This window comes from Pseudomonas floridensis (assembly GCF_002087235.1).
GTDB classification, from domain to species: domain Bacteria; phylum Pseudomonadota; class Gammaproteobacteria; order Pseudomonadales; family Pseudomonadaceae; genus Aquipseudomonas; species Aquipseudomonas floridensis.
Genome location: NZ_MUIO01000024.1, coordinates 51,691 through 68,188, shown reverse-complemented (window position 1 = coordinate 68,188; position 16,498 = coordinate 51,691). Strand labels below are relative to the sequence as shown.

Sequence of the window (16,498 nt, the reverse complement as noted above, 5' to 3'; positions counted from 1 at the left end):
AAAAGCCCGGCATGCCGGGCTTTTCTTTGCGCGCCTTGAATCAGCGCGGGTTGACGTCCAGTGGTTCCTGAGTCGGAACAGGCACTGTTTCGACGCTGTCGACGTCCTTCTGGATCTTGTCCAGCAGCGAGCCTGGTTTGGCTGGCTCTTCGGGCGGCTGCTGTGGTTGATTCTCGGTCGGCGCGTTGGTATCGCTGCCTTTGCCGAGGATCGCGTCATCGCGGCTCACGCCTGGCATGAAGTCGCCTGACAGGCTGACCAACTGATCGCTTTCATTGAAAATCAGACTGACGCGCTCCTGCTGGCGCTCACCGCCACCTGGCTGAAGGCTGTACAGGTAATCCCACCGATCGGCGTGGAAGGTGTCGGTCAGCAACGGATTACCCATGATAAACCGTACTTGCCGCCGGGTCATTCCGGGGCGTAACTGGTTTATCATGTCCTGCGTGACGACATTACCCTGCTGGATGTCGATTTTGTAAACCCCGGGGAATGAACAACCGGCGAGTGCGAGCAGTCCCACGAAGGTGAAACTGGTTAGCAAGAGCTTGGTGTTTTGCATCGGTGGGCGACTTCCACTATCTTGGCTGGGACAACGTAAACCCCGATCATACCTGCATTAAGAGAAGCTGCGAAGCAGCGTCTGCGAGAAAGCTGACCATGGTTGAAAATAGCGAACTACGTAAAGCAGGACTCAAGGTGACCCTACCACGGGTCAAAATACTCCAAATGCTCGATTCTGCCGAGCAGCGCCACATGAGTGCCGAGGATGTCTACAAGGCCCTGATGGAGGCGAGCGAGGATGTCGGTCTGGCCACGGTTTACCGTGTTTTGACCCAGTTTGAAGCCGCTGGACTGGTGGTACGCCACAACTTCGACGGCGGTCATGCTGTGTTCGAACTGGCTGACGGCGGCCACCACGACCATATGGTCAATGTGGAGTCCGGTGAAGTGATCGAGTTCTTCGACGAAGAGATCGAAAAACTTCAAAAAGCCATCGTCGAAAGACACGGCTTTGATCTGGTGGATCACAACCTGGTGCTCTACGTCCGCAACAAAAAGGCGTAAGCACACCGACGAAGGCGACCTCAGTGTCGCCTTTGTGCTTTCTATGCTTCGGGAATCAGTTTTTCGCGGTCACGACCATCTTCTTGGCGTGAGCCAGTGATTCCTTGGTCAGATCGATACCGCCCAGCATGCGGGCCACTTCCTCTATACGTTCGGTCTTGGTGAGTTTCGACACTGCAGTGCGAGTGGCGTCGTTGTCTCTGACCTTGTGCACGAACAGATGCTGATGCCCTTGCGCCGCTACCTGCGGCAGGTGAGTCACGGTCATGACCTGCCCACGCTCGCCCAGGCGACGCAGCAACTGACCGACGATCTCAGCCGTCGGGCCACCAATGCCCACGTCGACTTCGTCGAACACCAGCGTAGGCACCCGGGACGTCTGCGCCGTAATGACCTGAATCGCCAGGCTTATCCGTGACAGTTCGCCGCCGGACGCAACCTTGGCCAGCGCCTTGAGCGGCTGACCGGGGTTGGCGCTGACCAGCAGCTCGACATGTTCAAGGCCGTGAGGATGAGGTTCGGTGCCGGGGATGGCCTTGAGCTCGATCTGGAAGCGACCACCAGGCATGCCCAGTCGATGAATTTCCTGTTCGACGGCGCTGGCCAGCTTCGTCGATGAGGTATGACGCAAGTCGCTCAGTTCGCGGGCCTTTTCCTGATAGTGACGGGCAAATGCCTGCACTTCATGTTCCAGGCGCTCGATGGACTCGTCGTTCGCGTTGAGCGTTTCAATTTCGTCCAGCAGTTTCTGTTGCAGCGTGGCCACTTCGTTGGGCTGGATGCGGTGCTTGCGGGCGAGCGTGTAAATAGCATCGAGCCGCTCTTCGAGTTGCTGCAGCCTGGCGGGGTCGGCGTCGAAGTGATCGAGAAAGCGGTTGAGTTCTCCGACGGCTTCCTCGACCTGAATCTGCGCACTGGACAGCAGCTCAGTGGCTTCGCAGAGCGCCGTGGGCGAGTTGTTCACACCGCCGAGCCTGTGCAGGCTGGCGGTCAGAGCGTTGAGCACATTGCCGGAATCGCTTTCGCTGCACTGCTCGACCACCTGGCGGCAAATGCTCAGCAGACTCTCGGCATTGGTCAGGTTCTTGTGTTCCTGCTCCAGCTGTTCCAGTTCGTTCTCGCCCAGGCTCAGGCTTTCCAGCTCTTCCAGCTGATAACTCAGCAACTGATGGCGTGCGCGCTGTTCGTCGCCCGAGTTGGAAAGGCGCTCCAGTTCCTGGCGGGTCTGACGCCAGCGTTGCGCGGCCAGTTGCACCTGGCGGGCCAGATCGGTTGCGCCGGCGTATTCGTCCAGCAGGCGGCGATGGGTATCGGTCTTGAGCAGCGACTGATGCTCGTGCTGGCTGTGAATGTCGATCAGCAGCTCGCCAAGCGCTTTGAGGTCGCCTTGCGGACAGGGCGAGCCGTTGATGTAAGCGCGCGAACGACCTTCTGCGGTGATGACCCGGCGCAGGATGCAGGGGCCGTCATTGTCCAGGTCGCGCTCTTTGAGCCAGGCCTGGGCTTCGGGAATATCGTCAAGGTCGAAGGTGGCCAGGATGTCGGCCTTGTCGGCGCCCGGGCGGACGACGCCACTGTCGGCACGATCACCCAGCGTCAGGCCCAGCGCATCAAGCATGATCGATTTGCCAGCGCCGGTTTCGCCAGTGATTACGCTCATGCCCCGATCGAGTTCGAGATCAAGGTGTTCGACGATGGCGTAGTTATGTACGGAAAGGTGCACCAGCATTGAGCGGCTCCCGAGCGATTTGTCTGGTTATTTATACAGTGCTTTATCGGCTTCTGACAATGCCCCGGCTTAGCTCGATTTAGTTGGGCTCAGTGTTTTTTAGTTCGTCTTGCGCTGGCGGTCCATTTTTCCAGCGGTCCGATTCCCCATTTTTTTGTGAGGAAATGCACATATCCGCCGTTCCTTACCCTTGAAGCCGCAAATTCCGATCCCATATAGGGGGCAGAAGCGCGAGTTGGGTTCGCGGACGTTTTTAAAGGAGAACACTTATGGCTGACGAACAGAATCTGGATGCGCAGAGCCAGGACCAGGCTGCCGAAGCAGGCGCGGGCGATGAATTGACCACCCGTGTGCAAGTGCTCGAGGAGCAACTGGCTGCCGCGCAGGACCAATCCCTGCGAGTGGCTGCGGATCTGCAGAATGTCCGCCGCCGTGCTGAACAGGATGTTGAAAAGGCTCACAAGTTTGCGTTGGAAAAATTTGCCGGTGATCTGCTGCCGATCATCGACAGTCTGGAGCGAGGGCTGGAGCTGTCCAATCCGGACGACGAAAGCATTCGCCCGATGCGTGAAGGCATCGAACTGACCTTGAAAATGTTCCAGGACACGCTCAAGCGTTATCAGCTCGAAGCCGTCGACCCGCACGGCCAGCCGTTCAGTGCCGACCAGCACCAGGCGATGGCCATGCAGGAAAGTGCAGATGTAGAGCCCAACACGGTTCTCAAAGTGTTTCAGAAGGGTTATCAGCTCAATGGTCGTCTGTTGCGTCCGGCCATGGTCGTGGTCAGCAAGGCACCATCGCCTGTTACGCCGTCAATTGACGAGCAGGCTTGAAATAAGCTGTAAGGCCCCCATTTAAAGGTCAAGCGTTTAAGAGCTACCGCAATCTGTAAACGCAGTTGCGGCAACCAAATCAAAGTTTCGGGAGAGTCAAGATGGGCAGAATTATCGGTATCGACCTGGGGACCACCAACTCCTGTGTCTCCATTCTGGAAAACGGCAACGTCAAGGTTATCGAGAACGCCGAGGGTGCTCGCACCACGCCGTCGATCATCGCTTACGCTAACGACGGCGAAATTCTGGTCGGTCAGTCTGCAAAGCGTCAGGCAGTGACCAACCCGCACAACACGCTGTACGCGGTAAAGCGTCTGATCGGTCGTCGTTTCGACGAAGAAGTCGTTCAGAAAGACATCCAGATGGTCCCTTACAAGATCGTCAAAGCCGACAACAACGACGCCTGGGTTGAAGTGAATGGCCAGAAAATGGCGCCTCCTCAGATCTCGGCTGAAATTCTGAAAAAAATGAAGAAGACCGCCGAGGACTATCTCGGTGAGGCTGTTACTGAAGCGGTGATCACCGTTCCGGCCTACTTCAACGACAGCCAGCGTCAGGCCACCAAAGACGCCGGCCGTATCGCCGGTCTCGACGTCAAGCGCATCATCAACGAGCCAACCGCTGCCGCTCTGGCCTACGGTATGGACAAGGCGAAGGGCGATCACACGGTCATCGTTTATGACTTGGGTGGCGGTACCTTCGACGTATCGGTCATCGAGATCGCGGAAGTCGATGGCGAGCACCAGTTCGAAGTGTTGGCCACCAACGGCGACACCTTCCTGGGTGGTGAGGACTTCGATATTCGTTTGATCGACTACCTCGTCGACGAATTCAAGAAAGAAAGCGGCATGAACCTCAAGGGTGACCCGCTGGCAATGCAGCGCCTGAAAGAAGCTGCCGAGAAAGCCAAGATCGAACTGTCGTCCAGCCAGTCGACCGACGTCAACCTGCCGTACATCACTGCAGACGCAACCGGTCCTAAACACTTGAACGTGAAGATCTCCCGTTCGAAGCTGGAATCGCTGGTTGAAGACTTGGTTCAGCGCACCATCGAGCCCTGCCGCATCGCTCTGAAAGATGCCGGTATCGACATCGGCAAGATCAACGACGTGATTCTGGTCGGTGGTCAGACCCGCATGCCGCTGGTGCAGAAGCTGGTGACTGAGTTCTTCGGCAAAGAAGCGCGTAAAGACGTCAACCCGGACGAAGCGGTTGCCATGGGTGCTGCGATCCAGGGTGCAGTTCTGGCCGGTGACGTGAAAGACGTTCTGCTGCTGGACGTAAGCCCGCTGACCTTGGGTATTGAAACCATGGGTGGCGTGATGACGGCGCTGATCGAGAAAAACACCACGATTCCTACCAAGAAATCCCAGGTGTTCTCGACTGCCGATGACAATCAGAGCGCTGTGACCATTCATGTTCTGCAAGGCGAGCGTAAGCAAGCCGGTCAGAACAAGTCGCTGGGCAAGTTCGATCTGGCTGAGATTCCACCTGCTCCACGTGGTGTGCCACAGATCGAAGTGACCTTCGACATCGACGCCAACGGCATTCTGCACGTCGGCGCGAAAGACAAGGCCACCGGCAAGCAGCAGTCCATCGTGATCAAGGCCAACTCCGGTCTGTCCGAGGAAGAAATTCAGCAGATGGTTCGTGACGCTGAAGTCAACGCTGAAGAAGATCGCAAGTTCGAAGAGCTGGCCTCCGCCCGTAACCAGGGTGATGCGCTGGTCCATTCGACTCGCAAGATGATCTCCGATGCCGGCGACAAAGTGACGGCTGAAGAGAAAGCCGCGGTTGAAGCTGCAGTGGTTGCCCTGGAAGCCGCCGTCAAAGGCGACGACAAGGCTGCCATCGAAGCCAGGGTCGAGGAGCTGTCCAAGGTTTCCGCGCCAATCGCTCAGAAGATGTATGCCGAGCAGGCTGAAAATCCTGAAGCTGCGGCCAAGCCTGCTGAAGAATCGGCCAAGGCGGATGACGTTGTCGACGCCGAGTTCGAAGAAGTGAAAGACCACAAGTAAGCGCAGGCTCACTTGCAAGCCGGTTGACCTCTTTCGAGTGGTGACTGGTAGGATGTCGCCGCGCGGGAGCTTGCTCCCGCGTTGGCGTGTCTGGAACAGGCAAAATTCCGGCAGGCGGATTCAGGTCCGCAAGCCATGTGGCAAGATCGCGATGCTCCTGCGTGGCGACTCATTCTGCCGCTTTCTCGGCCAGCGTTGTCTGGCTGTTGATCGAAGACCAGGATCGTTGAATTGACGTGAGTTGGGTCCGGGCCTGTATGGGGCTCAACGAGTTTGGCGGGGCTCAGGAGGGTCTTGCCGAACGTCCTCAAGAGTGCGGAAGAATTATGGCAAAGCGTGATTATTACGAAGTGTTGGGAGTGGAGCGAGGCTCCAGCGAGGCGGAGCTGAAAAAGGCTTATCGTCGTCTGGCGATGAAGCATCACCCTGACCGCAACCCTGATGACAAAGCGTCAGAAGAGATGTTCAAAGAGGCCAACGAGGCCTACGAAGTTCTGTCCGATGCCAGCAAGCGTGCTGCCTACGACCAGTACGGTCATGCCGGTGTTGATCCGAGCATGGGGGGCGGCGGTGGTTTCGGTGGGGCTGGCGGCGCGAACTTCTCCGATATTTTCGGTGACGTTTTCAGTGACTTCTTCGGTGGTGGTCGCTCTGGCGGCGGCGGTCGTGGCGGCGCCCAGCGCGGCAGCGACCTGCGTTACACGCTCGAGCTGAACCTTGAAGAAGCGGTGCGCGGCACGACGGTCAGTATCCGCGTCCCGACGCTGGTTAACTGCAAGCCGTGCGATGGCAGTGGCGCGAAGAAGGGCTCTTCGCCGGTTACCTGCCCGACCTGTGGCGGTATTGGTCAGGTGCGCATGCAGCAGGGGTTCTTCTCTGTGCAGCAGACCTGCCCTCGTTGCCATGGCCACGGCAAGATCATTTCCGATCCGTGCGACTCGTGCCACGGTGAAGGCCGTGTCGAAGAGTACAAGACACTGTCTGTGAAAGTGCCGCCTGGCGTCGATACTGGCGACCGCATCCGCCTGTCGGGCGAAGGCGAGGCGGGCGTTCAGGGCGGGCCCACCGGCGATCTGTACGTTGTGATCAATGTGCGCGAGCACGACATCTTCCAGCGTGACGGCAAGCACCTGTTCTGCGAAGTGCCGATCAGCTTTACCGATGCCGCATTGGGCGGTGAGCTTGAAGTGCCGACACTCGATGGTCGCGTCAAATTGAAGATCCCCGAAGGGACTCAGACCGGCAAGCAGTTCCGCCTGCGCGGCAAGGGCGTTGCTCCGGTGCGTGGTGGCGGTGCAGGTGACCTGATGTGTCGTGTCGCGGTCGAAACGCCGGTCAATCTCAGCAAGCGTCAGCGTGAGCTGCTCGAAGAGTTCCGCACATCGCTTGAGAGCGACGAGTCCCACTCTCCGAAGGCCAGTGGCTGGTTCGAGGGTGTGAAGCGTTTCTTCGGCGATTTGTAAGGCTATCTAAGGAAATCTGGCATGCGACGTATTGCTGTAGTTGGCGCCGCCGGGCGCATGGGCAAAACCTTGATCGAAGCGATTCAGCAGGCGCCTGGTGCCGGGTTGACCGCTGCGATTGATCGTCCTGACAGCACGCTGGTCGGCGCAGATGCCGGCGAGTTGGCGGCGCTGGGTCGTATTGGCGTCCCGCTGTCAGGTGATCTTGCCAAGGTGGCTGACGAGTTTGATGTGCTGATCGATTTCACGCACCCGTCGGTCACGCTGAAGAATCTGGCCTTCTGCCGCAAGGCGGGCAAGGCCATGATCATCGGTACGACCGGATTCAGCGTGGAAGAAAAGCAGCGTCTGGCTGAGGCGGCGAAAGAGATTCCTATCGTGTTCGCAGCCAATTTCAGCGTTGGCGTCAACCTGTGCCTGAAGCTGCTCGACACCGCTGCTCGCGTGTTGGGTGACGATGTGGACATCGAAATCCTCGAGGCGCACCATCGGCACAAGGTCGACGCACCTTCGGGCACTGCGTTGCGCATGGGTGAAGTGGTTGCCAGTGCGCTGGGACGTGATCTGCAGAAGGTCGCGGTTTATGGTCGTGAAGGCCAGACCGGTGCGCGTGATCGTCAGAGCATCGGCTTTGCAACGGTTCGCGCCGGGGATGTTGTGGGTGATCACACCGTGCTGTTCGCTGCTGACGGTGAGCGTGTCGAGATCACGCACAAGGCGTCCAGTCGCATGACTTTCGCCAAGGGTGCGGTCCGTGCCGCCATGTGGCTCGATGGCAAGGCGCCAGGGTTCTACGACATGCAGGATGTTCTGGATCTGCACTGATCCTTGTTCTGCGGCGTAACCAGGGCCGGATTTCGTACAAGCGACGGGATTCGGCCTTTTATCAAGCGCGGTCTTTTCAGGCGCTGTCGCATTACACCGCTTTTCAGGCACATTGGTGGTAGACCAAAATGGGCCTTTTCTGTAAGCTACAGCTTTAGTGTGTCCACTAAAAGCGCGCAGATGAATCTATAAGAAAGCGGGGTGACGTATCTACGTCATTCCGCTTTTTTGCAACCTGCGAACGCCCTTTCAGGCTTTATTTACGGGAGGTCTTCTTGACTAAGCCAGCCATACTCGCCCTTGCTGATGGCAGCATTTTTCGCGGCGAAGCCATTGGAGCCGACGGTCAGACCGTTGGTGAGGTGGTGTTCAACACCGCAATGACAGGCTATCAGGAAATCCTTACCGATCCTTCCTATGCCCAGCAAATCGTTACCCTGACTTATCCCCACATCGGCAACACCGGCACCACGCCTGAGGATGCCGAGTCCGATCGTGTCTGGTCTGCGGGCCTGGTCATTCGTGACCTGCCGCTGGTTGCCAGCAACTGGCGCAACAAGATGTCGCTGGACGATTACCTGAAAGCCAACAATGTGGTGGCCATTGCCGGTATCGATACTCGTCGCCTGACCCGTATTCTGCGTGAGAAAGGTGCACAGAACGGCTGCATCATGGCCGGTGACGACATTTCCGAAGAGGCCGCCATCGCAGCTGCTCGCGGCTTCCCGGGCCTCAAGGGCATGGATCTGGCCAAGGAAGTCAGCACCAAGGACACCTACGAATGGCGCTCCAGCGTCTGGAACCTGAAAACCGACAGCCACCCTGATATCGCTGCGGCCGAGCTGCCCTATCACGTGGTCGCCTACGACTACGGCGTCAAGGTCAATATTCTGCGCATGCTGGTCGAGCGCGGTTGCCGCGTGACCGTGGTGCCAGCGCAGACGCCTGCCAGTGACGTGCTCGCCTACAAGCCGGATGGTGTCTTCCTGTCCAACGGTCCTGGCGATCCGGAGCCTTGCGACTACGCGATCAAGGCCATCCAGGAAGTGCTGGAAACCGAAACGCCGGTCTTCGGTATCTGCCTGGGCCACCAGTTGCTCGCCTTGGCTTCCGGTGCCAAGACGGTGAAAATGGGTCACGGTCACCACGGTGCCAACCACCCGGTTCAGGATCTGGACACCGGTGTCGTCATGATCACCAGCCAGAACCACGGCTTCGCGGTTGACGAAGCCACGCTGCCGTCCAACGTGCGCGCCATCCACAAGTCGTTGTTCGACGGCACCCTTCAGGGTATCGAGCGCACCGACAAGAGCGCCTTCAGCTTCCAGGGTCACCCTGAAGCCAGTCCGGGCCCGAACGACGTCGCGCCTCTGTTTGATCGCTTTATCGAAGCCATGGCCAAGCGACGCTGACCGGTTGCCTTGAGAATGTAGTAAGCAGGTGACCTGGCTGGACCCGGACGTAATGTCCGGTAGCCGCCACCCAGGCACCTCAATGAAATGTTCAAGACGGCTTGCCGACTGACCTGCGGATTTGAGTGACAACCCATGCCAAAACGTACAGATATTAAAAGCATCCTGATTCTCGGCGCCGGCCCGATCGTGATCGGCCAGGCCTGTGAATTCGACTACTCCGGCGCCCAGGCCTGCAAGGCCCTGCGCGAAGAGGGCTACCGCGTCATCCTGGTGAACTCCAACCCGGCCACCATCATGACCGACCCGGCGATGGCCGACGCCACCTACATCGAACCGATCAAGTGGAAGACCGTTGCCAAGATCATCGAAAAAGAGCGTCCGGACGCTCTGTTGCCAACCATGGGCGGCCAGACGGCGCTGAACTGCGCGCTGGACCTGGAGCGCGAAGGCGTTCTGGAGAAGTTCGGCGTTGAAATGATTGGCGCCAACGCCGATACCATCGACAAGGCGGAAGACCGCTCGCGTTTCGACAAGGCCATGAAGTCCATCGGACTGGAATGCCCGCGTTCCGGCATCGCGCACTCGATGGAAGAAGCCAACGCTGTGCTTGAAAAGCTCGGCTTCCCTTGCATCATTCGTCCGTCCTTCACCATGGGCGGCACCGGTGGTGGTATCGCGTACAACCGTGAAGAGTTCGAAGAAATCTGCGCCCGCGGCCTGGACCTGTCGCCGACCAAGGAACTGCTGATCGACGAATCGCTGATCGGCTGGAAAGAATATGAAATGGAGGTTGTCCGCGACAAAAAGGACAACTGCATCATCGTTTGCTCCATCGAAAACTTCGACCCGATGGGTGTGCACACCGGCGACTCCATCACTGTCGCGCCCGCGCAGACCCTGACCGACAAGGAATATCAGATCCTGCGTAACGCCTCACTGGCGGTATTGCGCGAGATCGGCGTTGAAACCGGTGGCTCCAACGTGCAGTTCGGCATCTGCCCGGACACCGGTCGCATGGTCGTGATCGAGATGAACCCGCGCGTTTCGCGTTCTTCGGCACTGGCTTCCAAGGCGACCGGCTTCCCGATTGCCAAGGTCGCCGCCAAGCTGGCGGTGGGTTACACCCTGGATGAGCTGTCGAACGACATCACCGGCGGCAAAACCCCGGCATCCTTCGAGCCTTCCATCGACTACGTCGTGACCAAGCTGCCTCGCTTTGCCTTCGAGAAGTTCGCCAAGGCCGACGCCCGTCTGACCACTCAGATGAAATCGGTCGGCGAAGTCATGGCCATCGGTCGTACCTTCCAGGAATCGCTGCAGAAAGCGCTACGCGGTCTGGAAGTGGGCGTCTGCGGTCTGGACCCGAAGCTAGACCTGAGCCACCCGGAAAGCATGAGCACCCTCAAGCGCGAACTCACCGTGCCGGGCGCCGAGCGTATCTGGTACGTCGCGGACGCCTTCCGTGCGGGCATGACGGTCGAAGACATCTTCGCCATGAACATGATCGACCCTTGGTTCCTGGTCCAGATCGAAGATCTGATCAAGGACGAAGAGAAGGTCAAGACACTGGGTCTGTCGGCCATCGACCGCGACCTGATGTTCCGCCTCAAGCGCAAGGGCTTCTCCGACGCACGCCTGGCCAAGCTGCTGGGTGTGACCGAGAAGAACCTGCGTACGCACCGTCACAAGCTGGAAGTGTTCCCGGTCTACAAGCGCGTCGACACCTGCGCTGCCGAGTTTGCGACCGACACGGCGTACCTGTACTCCACGTATGAAGAAGAGTGCGAAGCCAACCCGTCGACTCGCGACAAGATCATGATTCTGGGCGGCGGTCCTAACCGCATCGGCCAGGGCATCGAGTTCGACTACTGCTGCGTACACGCCGCCTTGGCACTGCGTGACGACGGGTACGAGACCATCATGGTCAACTGCAACCCGGAAACCGTATCCACCGACTACGACACCTCCGATCGCCTGTACTTCGAGCCGGTCACCCTGGAAGACGTGCTGGAAATCGTGCGTGTCGAGAAGCCGAAAGGCGTGATCGTTCAGTACGGCGGTCAGACGCCGCTGAAGCTGGCGCGTGCCCTGGAAGCCGCTGGCGTACCGATCATCGGCACCAGCCCTGATGCCATCGACCGTGCCGAAGACCGTGAGCGCTTCCAGCAGATGGTCGAGCGCCTGAACCTGCGTCAGCCGCCTAACGCCACCGTGCGCAGCGAAGACGAAGCGATTCGTGCTGCCGCGAAGATCGGTTATCCACTGGTCGTACGTCCGTCCTATGTACTGGGGGGTCGCGCCATGGAAATCGTTTATCAGGAAGACGAGCTCAAGCGTTATCTGCGTGAAGCGGTTCAGGTCTCCAACGACAGCCCGGTGCTGCTGGACCACTTCCTGAACTGTGCAATCGAAATGGACGTCGATGCGGTCTGCGACGGCACTGACGTGGTGATCGGCGCGATCATGCAGCACATCGAACAGGCGGGCGTTCACTCCGGTGACTCCGCATGCTCGCTGCCGCCATACTCGCTGCCGGCACATATCCAGGACGAGATGCGCGAGCAGGTCAAGAAGATGGCGCTGGAGCTGGGCGTGGTTGGCCTGATGAACGTGCAGTTGGCCCTGCAGGGTGAAGACATCTACGTCATCGAAGTGAACCCGCGTGCATCGCGTACCGTACCGTTCGTGTCCAAGTGCATCGGCGTCTCCCTGGCCATGATTGCTGCCCGCGTGATGGCTGGCAAAACCCTGAAAGAGCTGAACTTCACCAAGGAAATCATCCCCAATTTCTACAGCGTGAAAGAAGCGGTATTCCCGTTCGCCAAGTTCCCGGGCGTTGACCCGATCCTCGGCCCGGAAATGAAGTCGACCGGTGAAGTGATGGGTGTGGGCGACACCTTCGGTGAAGCATTCGCCAAGGCGCAGATGGGTGCCAGCGAAGTATTGCCGACTGGTGGCACCGCATTCATCAGTGTGCGTGATGACGACAAACCGCTGGTGGCCGGCGTTGCGCGTGATCTGATCGATCTGGGTTTCGAGGTCGTCGCGACAGCGGGTACCGCCAAGCTGATCGAGGCGGCCGGCCTGAAGGTGCGTCGCGTCAACAAGGTGACCGAAGGTCGTCCGCACGTTGTGGACATGATCAAGAATGACGAAGTCACCTTGATCATCAATACCACCGAGGGCCGCCAGTCGATCGCGGATTCCTACTCCATTCGTCGCAACGCCTTGCAGCACAAGATTTACTGCACCACTACTATTGCAGCAGGCGAAGCGATCTGTGAAGCGCTCAAGTTCGGTCCAGAGAAGACTGTACGTCGCTTGCAGGATCTCCATGCAGGATTGAAGGCATGATCAAATACCCAATGACTGTTCAGGGCGCTCGCGCCCTGGAAGAAGAGTTGACACATCTGACCAAGGTGGTCCGTCCCAAGCTGAGCCAGGACATCGGCACAGCGCGTGAGCTGGGCGATCTCAAGGAAAACGCTGAATACCATGCCGCGCGTGAGCAGCAAGGTATGGTCGAGGCGCGTATTCGCGACATCGAAGGCCGGATGCAGAATGCCGTGGTGATCGATGTCACCACCATTCCTCACACCGGCAAGGTGATTTTCGGTACTACCGTTGAAATTGCCAATGTGGAAACGGACGAAAGCGTCACGTATCAGATCGTCGGTGAGGACGAAGCGGACATCAAGAAAGGCAAGATTTCGGTGGGGTCGCCCATCGCACGCGCCTTGATTGCCAAGGAAGAAGGCGATGTCGTTGTGGTAAAAACGCCAAGCGGCGTCATCGAATACGAAATCGTCGAGGTTCGTCACATCTAAGGCTCGGTGCCCGCTCAACGCGGGCGCAACCTGTCAGTCTTCAGGGTTCTGACCTTGAGGCGCTGGCGGTAGCCTGTTCGATGGTTCGGTACAGAGAGTGCTGGAATCAGGAGCAGGGCACGCGTTAAGCGGCCCTGGCTTCTGTTTTTTTTAGTGCGCGCGGTGGACGTTGGACAGCTGCTTGTTTACCTTTGGGTTCTTGCGGTAGATCAGCGCCATTTTGCCGATGACCTGAACAAGGTCCGCCGAGCCGGTCTTGCAGAGTTCTGCAATGGCCTGCAAACGACTCTCACGGTCGAGGATGTTGAGCTTGATCTTGATCAGCTCGTGATCGCTCAGTGCGCGTTCAAGTTCTGCCAGCACACCTTCAGTCAAGCCATTGTCCGCCACGATCAATACCGGTTTCAGGTGGTGGCCAATGGATTTGTATTGTTTCTTCTGCTCTTGAGTGAGCGGCATAATCTGACCTCTGCGTCTGATCTTGTAAAAAGCGGCGGCCAGTTTACCCGAGCGAGTCCGGGACCGCCCAGTTAATCACGACTCGTTTATTTTTGAGGTGCCCAGTGGCCCGTTCCAAGACAAGCCATAACTGGCTTAAAGAACACTTCGACGACAAGTACGTCAAAATGGCGCAGAAGGACGGCTACCGTTCGCGTGCCAGTTACAAGCTTCTCGAGATTCAGGAAAAGGACAAGATTATTCGTCCCGGCATGACCGTGATCGACCTCGGTGCAGCCCCGGGCGGATGGTCGCAGGTGACCAGTCGTCTGATTGGCGGTCAAGGCCGGCTGATCGCTTCCGACATCCTTGAAATGGACAGCATCCCCGATGTGACCTTCATTCAGGGTGACTTCACCGAGGATGCGGTGCTGGCTCAGATTCTGGAAGCGGTCGGTAATACGCAGGTAGACCTTGTGATTTCCGATATGGCCCCCAATATGAGTGGATTGAGCGCTGTCGATATGCCGCGAGCAATGTTTCTCTGTGAATTGGCGCTTGACCTGGCCGGTCGGGTACTACGCCCCGGTGGTGATTTTCTGATCAAGGTCTTCCAGGGCGAGGGCTTCGATGTGTATCACAAGGATATCCGCAAGCTGTTCGACAAGGTTCAGATGCGTAAACCGTTGTCGTCCCGCGACCGATCCCGCGAGCAATACCTGCTGGCTCGAGGTTTCAAAGGCGTCGAGGGGGCGGCCAGTGATGAGCGTCTCTGACACGATGCGATAGCTTTTTTTAAATGGCGTTGTCGATGCAGCATGTCCGAACATTGCGTAGTCAAAGTTTCACAAAGGGTTACAGACGGCGCCTGCCACATCTGTAGGTTCTGTAGTAAGTTAGGCCGGTGAATATCATGCGAGGCACGCTTGCTGCGTGGAGCTTGCTTCAGAGGGTAGCTAATTGAACGATATGGCAAAGAATTTGATCCTGTGGTTGATCATCGCGGCTGTCCTGGTGACGGTGATGAACAACTTCTCCAGCCCGAACGAGCCGCAGACCCTCAACTACTCCGAGTTCATCCAGCAAGTGAAGGATGGCAAGGTTGAGAAGGTTTCCGTGGACGGCTACGTCATCACTGGCAAACGCAGTGATGGCGACACCTTCAAGACTATCCGTCCGGCCATCCAGGACAACGGTCTGATCGGCGATCTGGTCGACAACAATGTGGTCGTGGAAGGCAAGCAGCCTGAACAGCAGAGCATCTGGACCCAATTGCTGGTCGCCAGCTTCCCGATTCTGGTGATCATCGCGGTCTTCATGTTCTTCATGCGCCAGATGCAGGGCGGAGCCGGTGGTAAAGGCGGCCCGATGAGCTTTGGCAAGAGCAAGGCGCGACTGCTGTCCGAAGATCAGGTCAAGACCACCCTTGCGGACGTCGCCGGTTGCGACGAAGCCAAGGAAGAAGTGGGCGAGTTGGTCGAGTTCCTGCGCGATCCGGGCAAATTCCAGCGTTTGGGTGGTCGTATTCCTCGCGGCGTGCTGATGGTCGGTCCTCCGGGTACCGGTAAGACGCTGATCGCCAAGGCGATCGCCGGCGAAGCCAAAGTGCCGTTTTTCACGATTTCCGGTTCTGACTTCGTTGAGATGTTCGTGGGTGTGGGTGCAAGCCGTGTGCGTGACATGTTCGAACAGGCCAAGAAACATGCGCCTTGCATCATCTTCATCGACGAAATCGACGCTGTCGGTCGTCACCGTGGTGCGGGCATGGGCGGTGGTCACGACGAGCGTGAGCAGACTCTCAACCAGTTGCTGGTCGAGATGGATGGTTTCGAAATGAATGACGGCATCATCGTCATCGCTGCTACCAACCGTCCCGACGTGCTTGACCCTGCGCTTTTGCGTCCGGGCCGTTTCGACCGTCAGGTCGTGGTCGGTCTGCCGGACATTCGTGGTCGCGAGCAGATCCTCAAGGTTCATATGCGCAAGGTTCCGATGGGTGAGGACGTCAACGCAGGCGTTATCGCTCGCGGTACGCCTGGCTTCTCGGGTGCCGATCTGGCCAACCTGGTCAACGAGGCCTCGCTGTTCGCCGCTCGCGCCGGCAAGCGCATCGTCGAAATGAAAGAGTTCGAACTGGCAAAAGACAAGATCATGATGGGCGCAGAGCGCAAATCCATGGTCATGTCCGAGAAAGAAAAGCAGAACACCGCCTACCACGAAGCGGGTCACGCTATCGTGGGTCGGCTGGTGCCTGAGCACGATCCGGTCTACAAGGTCTCGATCATCCCACGCGGTCGTGCGCTGGGTGTGACCATGTTCCTGCCGGAAGAGGATCGCTACAGCTTGTCCAAGCGTGCGCTGATCAGTCAGATCTGCTCGCTGTACGGCGGCCGTATTGCCGAAGAGATGACGCTCGGTTTCGACGGTGTTACCACCGGTGCTTCCAACGACATCATGCGTGCCAGTCAGATTGCCCGGAACATGGTCACCAAGTGGGGACTCTCGGAAAAGCTGGGTCCGCTGATGTACTCCGAAGACGAGGACTCAGGTTTCCTGGGGCGTGGCGGCAGCCAGAATTCCAATTTCTCTGGTGAGACGGCCAAGCTGATCGACTCCGAGGTGCGCAGTATCATCGACCTCTGCTACGGCACGGCCAAGCAACTGCTCACGGACAACCGTGACAAGCTCGACGCCATGGCGGATGCGCTGATGAAATACGAAACCATCGATGCCGATCAGATCGATGACATCATGTCCGGTCGTCCTCCCCGTGAGCCTCGCGACTGGGAAGGTGGTTCGGGTACCAAAGGTACGCCGATCACTCCTGACCCTCGTCCTGAAACACCGATCGGCGGTCCTGCTGCCGAACATTAAGGTCTGAC

The 16,498-nt window shown here is 58.2% G+C and carries 13 protein-coding genes; 10 read left to right on the top strand and 3 right to left on the bottom strand.

The features are described from left to right. Positions 1-40 precede the first annotated feature (40 nt). Positions 41-562 carry an outer membrane protein assembly factor BamE gene (locus BZK31_RS09315; protein ID WP_083182410.1) on the bottom strand — a complete coding sequence of 174 codons (522 nt, stop codon included), beginning with the start codon at positions 560-562 and terminating at the stop codon, positions 41-43. A 98-nt stretch (positions 563-660) separates the two neighbouring features. Here BZK31_RS09315 and fur point away from each other — a divergent pair, with 98 nt between their 5' ends. After that, positions 661-1,068 carry a ferric iron uptake transcriptional regulator gene (gene fur / locus BZK31_RS09310; protein WP_002555142.1) on the top strand — a complete coding sequence of 136 codons (408 nt, stop codon included), beginning with the start codon at positions 661-663 and terminating at the stop codon, positions 1,066-1,068. Between the two features lie 55 nt (positions 1,069-1,123). Here the strand turns inward: fur and recN are convergent, their stop codons facing one another. After that, positions 1,124-2,797, bottom strand: coding sequence for a DNA repair protein RecN (gene recN / locus BZK31_RS09305; protein WP_083182409.1), 1,674 nt, complete (start codon positions 2,795-2,797; stop codon positions 1,124-1,126). Positions 2,798-3,066: 269 nt separating this feature from the next. Here recN and grpE point away from each other — a divergent pair, with 269 nt between their 5' ends. The 7 genes from grpE to greA all read left to right on the top strand — a co-directional run bounded on the left by grpE (position 3,067) and on the right by greA (position 13,178). Beyond that, positions 3,067-3,630: a nucleotide exchange factor GrpE gene (gene grpE, locus BZK31_RS09300; RefSeq protein ID WP_083182408.1), complete on the top strand. Its 564-nt coding sequence runs from the start codon at positions 3,067-3,069 to the stop codon at positions 3,628-3,630. Positions 3,631-3,695: 65 nt separating this feature from the next. Next, a complete protein-coding gene (gene dnaK / locus BZK31_RS09295) occupies positions 3,696-5,648 on the top strand; it encodes a molecular chaperone DnaK (protein WP_341865289.1) in 1,953 nt (650 codons plus the stop codon). Between the two features lie 326 nt (positions 5,649-5,974). Next, positions 5,975-7,111 carry a molecular chaperone DnaJ gene (dnaJ, locus tag BZK31_RS09290; protein ID WP_083182406.1) on the top strand — a complete coding sequence of 379 codons (1,137 nt, stop codon included), beginning with the start codon at positions 5,975-5,977 and terminating at the stop codon, positions 7,109-7,111. Between the two features lie 21 nt (positions 7,112-7,132). Then, positions 7,133-7,936, top strand: coding sequence for a 4-hydroxy-tetrahydrodipicolinate reductase (gene dapB, locus BZK31_RS09285; RefSeq protein WP_083182405.1), 804 nt, complete (start codon positions 7,133-7,135; stop codon positions 7,934-7,936). A 275-nt stretch (positions 7,937-8,211) separates the two neighbouring features. After that, complete coding sequence (carA, locus tag BZK31_RS09280) at positions 8,212-9,348, top strand: glutamine-hydrolyzing carbamoyl-phosphate synthase small subunit (RefSeq protein WP_083182404.1); 1,137 nt, start codon at positions 8,212-8,214, stop codon at positions 9,346-9,348. A gap of 135 nt (positions 9,349-9,483) precedes the next feature. Next, positions 9,484-12,705: a carbamoyl-phosphate synthase large subunit gene (gene carB, locus BZK31_RS09275; protein ID WP_083182403.1), complete on the top strand. Its 3,222-nt coding sequence runs from the start codon at positions 9,484-9,486 to the stop codon at positions 12,703-12,705. Further along, entirely contained in the window at positions 12,702-13,178 is a 477-nt protein-coding gene (gene greA, locus BZK31_RS09270; RefSeq protein ID WP_004879992.1) for a transcription elongation factor GreA, read from the top strand. Before carB ends, greA begins: the two co-directional genes overlap by 4 nt. Positions 13,179-13,328: 150 nt before the next feature. On the opposite strand, the gene BZK31_RS09265 is transcribed toward greA, so the two are convergent. Then, entirely contained in the window at positions 13,329-13,637 is a 309-nt protein-coding gene (locus BZK31_RS09265; protein ID WP_083182402.1) for a YhbY family RNA-binding protein, read from the bottom strand. A gap of 104 nt (positions 13,638-13,741) precedes the next feature. Between BZK31_RS09265 and rlmE the strand changes: the two genes are divergently transcribed. Then, positions 13,742-14,392 carry a 23S rRNA (uridine(2552)-2'-O)-methyltransferase RlmE gene (gene rlmE / locus BZK31_RS09260; protein WP_083182401.1) on the top strand — a complete coding sequence of 217 codons (651 nt, stop codon included), beginning with the start codon at positions 13,742-13,744 and terminating at the stop codon, positions 14,390-14,392. 193 nt (positions 14,393-14,585) lie between these two features. Then, positions 14,586-16,490, top strand: a complete 1,905-nt coding sequence (gene ftsH / locus BZK31_RS09255) for an ATP-dependent zinc metalloprotease FtsH (RefSeq protein WP_083182400.1) — start codon at positions 14,586-14,588, stop codon at positions 16,488-16,490. The last annotated feature ends 8 nt before the right edge of the window (positions 16,491-16,498 follow it).

Excerpts from the sequence above, each read along its gene's own strand:
- BZK31_RS09315 (WP_083182410.1), bottom strand. The coding sequence starts at position 562 with ATGCAAAACACCAAGCTCTTGCTAACCAGTTTCACCTTCGTGGGACTG.
- fur (WP_002555142.1), top strand. The coding sequence starts at position 661 with ATGGTTGAAAATAGCGAACTACGTAAAGCAGGACTCAAGGTGACCCTA.
- recN (WP_083182409.1), bottom strand. The coding sequence starts at position 2,797 with ATGCTGGTGCACCTTTCCGTACATAACTACGCCATCGTCGAACACCTT.
- grpE (WP_083182408.1), top strand. The coding sequence starts at position 3,067 with ATGGCTGACGAACAGAATCTGGATGCGCAGAGCCAGGACCAGGCTGCC.
- dnaJ (WP_083182406.1), top strand. The coding sequence starts at position 5,975 with ATGGCAAAGCGTGATTATTACGAAGTGTTGGGAGTGGAGCGAGGCTCC.
- dapB (WP_083182405.1), top strand. The coding sequence starts at position 7,133 with ATGCGACGTATTGCTGTAGTTGGCGCCGCCGGGCGCATGGGCAAAACC.
- carB (WP_083182403.1), top strand. The coding sequence starts at position 9,484 with ATGCCAAAACGTACAGATATTAAAAGCATCCTGATTCTCGGCGCCGGC.
- greA (WP_004879992.1), top strand. The coding sequence starts at position 12,702 with ATGATCAAATACCCAATGACTGTTCAGGGCGCTCGCGCCCTGGAAGAA.
- BZK31_RS09265 (WP_083182402.1), bottom strand. The coding sequence starts at position 13,637 with ATGCCGCTCACTCAAGAGCAGAAGAAACAATACAAATCCATTGGCCAC.
- ftsH (WP_083182400.1), top strand. The coding sequence starts at position 14,586 with ATGGCAAAGAATTTGATCCTGTGGTTGATCATCGCGGCTGTCCTGGTG.